Annotated in this window: 4 protein-coding genes; 1 reads left to right on the top strand and 3 read right to left on the bottom strand. The window is 64.6% G+C overall.

What is annotated here, in order from left to right:
• Window positions 1–113 precede the first annotated feature (113 nt).
• Both BN1133_RS06285 and BN1133_RS06280 read right to left on the bottom strand, forming a co-directional pair.
• Window positions 114–953, bottom strand: a complete 840-nt coding sequence (locus tag BN1133_RS06285; protein ID WP_050665691.1) for a LysR family transcriptional regulator — start codon at window positions 951–953, stop codon at window positions 114–116.
• A 105-nt stretch (window positions 954–1058) separates the two neighbouring features.
• On the bottom strand, window positions 1059–1814 hold the full coding sequence (locus tag BN1133_RS06280; protein ID WP_082177925.1) for a YciK family oxidoreductase: 756 nt from the start codon (window positions 1812–1814) through the stop codon (window positions 1059–1061).
• A 162-nt stretch (window positions 1815–1976) separates the two neighbouring features.
• Between BN1133_RS06280 and sohB the strand changes: the two genes are divergently transcribed.
• Window positions 1977–2987, top strand: a complete 1011-nt coding sequence (gene sohB / locus BN1133_RS06275; RefSeq protein WP_050665689.1) for a protease SohB — start codon at window positions 1977–1979, stop codon at window positions 2985–2987.
• A 93-nt stretch (window positions 2988–3080) separates the two neighbouring features.
• On the opposite strand, the gene BN1133_RS06270 is transcribed toward sohB, so the two are convergent.
• Window positions 3081–3421 (bottom strand): N-succinylarginine dihydrolase (locus BN1133_RS06270; RefSeq protein ID WP_197273651.1); only part of this gene is annotated, 341 nt, incomplete at its 5' end.

Here is a 3421-nt window from a genome sequence, read left to right as displayed (position 1 = left end):
GCCGGTGCCATTGCCGGCCTGGTGGCCGAGGCGTGGAGCTTTCACGGGGTCTTCGTGGTCTCGGTGGGGCTTGCTCTGCTGGCCCTGCTGGGATGCCTGAGGGTGCGTAACGCCTAAGGCGCCGGCGGCTGGTACTCGGCGCGCAGCAGACGCAGCAGCAGTTCGGTGGCAGGACCCAGCTGGCTGGTGTCCGTGGTCAGCAGGTAGGTAAAGAGGCGGCGCTCCCCCCCCGACTCGGGGTTGAGACGCACCAGCTTGCCTTCATCGATGAGGGTGCGCACCTGATGGGCCGGCATCCAGCCATAACCGAGTCCTTGCAGGATGAGGCGCAGCGCTTCAGTGTAGTGGGTCACGGCCCAGCCGGTGTCGCTCTCCTGACTCCAGTCCAGGGAGCGATGAATGGGCGGGTGCAGGCTCACCTGGGTGTGGGTGGCGAGCTGCTCGTCGTTCAGCGGTGCCTGGCCGGCGGCGAGAGGATGATGGGGGGCGCAGACGGGAAGCATCAGCACCTCGTCGAGGGGCACGCCACCCCGATCGGGGGGCAGGTGCTCGGTCATCATCAGATCACCGGGTTGCAGGGCTCCGACATGACAATGGATGCGCTCGTGCAGGTTGATGCGACAACCCCGCGAGCGAGGCTGGAAGCGGGCCAGCACCCGATAGAGGCGCTCTCTGGGCTGCAGGGCCGAGACGTAGAGGTTGATCTGGGACTCCCACTGGCGCTCTATGTTGTGGGCCAGCCCTTCGAGATCCTCCATCTGGGCCAGCAACTGGCGCGAGCGCTTGAGGAAGATCTCTCCGGCCGTGGTCAGCTCGGCCTTGCGTCCACGCACCTCGAGCAGGGCCACCCCGAGGGATTGCTGCAGCTTGGCCACGGCGTGGTTGAGAGAGGATTGGCNNACCACGGCCTGGAAGATGCGCCATTGCTCCACCGTACTGCGAGGGCGAAACAGGGCTTGCCCCTTCTGCGGGTCCGTTTCCTGCATATCCGACTCTCTCGTGGCGGGGCGTTGCTCGCCCCCATCACCTAGCCTAGCCACCCTTGTCTCCCCTGTCCCCTATTTGGGCTGAGCGACGAAGGTCTTGCCGTTCTCGCCGCGGCTGTCTGCGCCCATCAGGTAGAGATAGAGGGGCATCAGGTCGGCTGCCGTCTTGAGGGTCATGGGATCCTCGGCCGGGAAGGCGCTGGCACGCATCCTGGTGCGAGTGCCGCCCGGGTTGATGGAGTTGACCCGAACCCCGGTATTTTCCAGCTCGTCGGCCAATACCTCCATCATGCCTTCGACGGCAAACTTGGAGATGGCGTAGGTGCCCCAGTAGGCGCGCCCCTTGCGACCCACGCCGGAAGAGGTGTAGAGCAGTACCGCCTCGCCCTGGACCTTGGCGGTGCTGCGCAGCAGGGGAAGCATGGCCTGGGTCATCAGGAACTCGGATTTGACGTTGACCTGCATCACCTCGTCCCACTCCTTCTCCTTGATCTGGTCGAAGGGGCAGAGCACGCCGAGCAGGCCGGCGTTGAAGAGCACACCGTCGAGGCGGCCAAACTGGCGCTGGAAGGTCTCGGCCAGGCCACGGTAATCGGCGGCGGTGGCCTGCTTGAGATCCAGCGGGACTATGGCGGGCAGGGGGTAGCCTGCGGCCTCGATGGCGTCGAAGGTCGCCTCCAGCTTGGCGGCGGTGCGACCGAGCAGGATCACGGTGGCGCCATGGGCGGCATAGGTGATGGCCGCCTCCTTGCCAATCCCGTCACCCGCACCGGTCACCAGAATAACCTTGCCGGCAAGCAACTGGGCATCAGCCTGATAGTCCATCATGATCGCGCTCTCCTGTATGGCGTACCTAAACGGCGCAAGTGTACTGACACCGGGGGGCGCTTGACCAGTCTCTGATGTCAAAAAGTGAATAAAATTGAGGAGTTGTGTCATTATTGCCGGCATGACCATCGAGAGTGGCGAAGCGTTCGCCTGGAGGAATACGTGGAGTTTTTGACTCAGTACGGCCTGTTTCTGGCCAAGACCCTGACCCTGCTGCTGGCCCTGGGGGCCGCCGTGGTGATCCTGACCCTGGCGGGGCGGGGCAACAAGGGGAGCAAGGGGCAACTGGATGTGACCGATCTTGGCGCCGATTTCGAGGAGACCCGCTTTCGCCTCTCGACCCTGCTGGCGGACAAGGAGGGGCGCAAGGCCCTCGAGAAGCAACACAAGCAGGAGGAGAAGGCCCGCAGCAAGGAGGATCACCGCTCACGGCTGTTTGTCATCGACTTCAAGGGGAGCATGGATGCCCGCGAGGTGAGTGCCCTGCGTGAAGAGGTGAGTGCCGTGCTCACCGTGGCGACTCCCCAGGACGAAGTGCTGGTGCGCCTCGAGTCGGGTGGTGGTGTGGTGCACGGCTATGGCCTGTGTGCCTCCCAGCTGCAGCGTATCAAGGACAAAGAGATCCCCCTCACGGTGGCGGTGGACAAGGTGGCGGCGAGCGGCGGCTACATGATGGCCTGCGTGGCCGACCGCATCCTGGCGGCACCGTTTGCCATCGTGGGCTCCATCGGCGTGGTGGCTCAGTTGCCCAACTTCAACAAGCTTCTGAAAAAACACGACATCGATTTTGAGATGCACACCGCCGGCCAGTACAAGCGCACCCTGACGGTGTTTGGTGAGAACGACGACGAGGGGCGGGCCAAGTTTCGCGAGGAGCTCGGAGAGATCCACGAACGCTTCAAGGAGTTCGTGCAGGCGCACCGTCCGACCCTGGATATCGACAAGGTCACCACGGGCGAACACTGGCTGGCGAGCCAGGGGCGGGAGCTGGGGCTGGTGGATGAGCTCAAGACCAGCGACGACTACCTCATGGAGCAGGCCCATACCCGGCGCGTGCTGGCGGTCCACTATCGTACCCGCAAGGGGCTGATGGCGCGCTTGGGCAAGCAGGGGGCCGAGGGGGCCATCGAGGGGGCGAGCCGTTTGCTCGGGCGTTACGCGCCGTGGCAATGACGTCGTCACTATGATCCTCTGACCGTCACGCCACGATGTCACCCTGTGGCAATCACGCCCGGGNNTGGCGGGTTCGCTGTACAGGGGGCCGGCTTAGCGCTGGAAGGGGTAGACGGCGCCGAGCTGGAGGATCTGGGTCAGCTCGTCGAGGGCGGCCCGTGACTCGCTCACCAGCGCCGGATCGCGCAGGTCGTCGAACGAGAGGCGATCCCGGTAGTGCTTGTCGACCCACTGGTTGAGACGGGTGAAGAGGGTGTCGTTCATTAGGCAGGCCTGGTTGACGGCGGCCAGCTCCGCATCATTGAGGGCGACCCGCAGACGCAGACAGGCGGGGCCCCCGCCATTGCGCATGCTCTGCTTGACGTCCATGAAGTGCACCTGCTTGATCGGGCTGCCGAGGGTCACCAGCTTGTCGAGATAGCGCGAGACCGCCG

Source organism: Aeromonas schubertii, from assembly GCF_000820105.1.
In the GTDB taxonomy this organism is placed as follows: domain Bacteria; phylum Pseudomonadota; class Gammaproteobacteria; order Enterobacterales; family Aeromonadaceae; genus Aeromonas; species Aeromonas schubertii.
The sequence above is the reverse complement of the archived record's forward strand: the minus strand, read 5'-3'. Positions and strand labels throughout refer to the sequence as shown.

Coding starts and splice junctions, on each gene's coding strand:
- BN1133_RS06280 (WP_082177925.1), bottom strand. CDS start 1,814: ATGATGGACTATCAGGCTGATGCCCAGTTGCTTGCCGGCAAGGTTATT.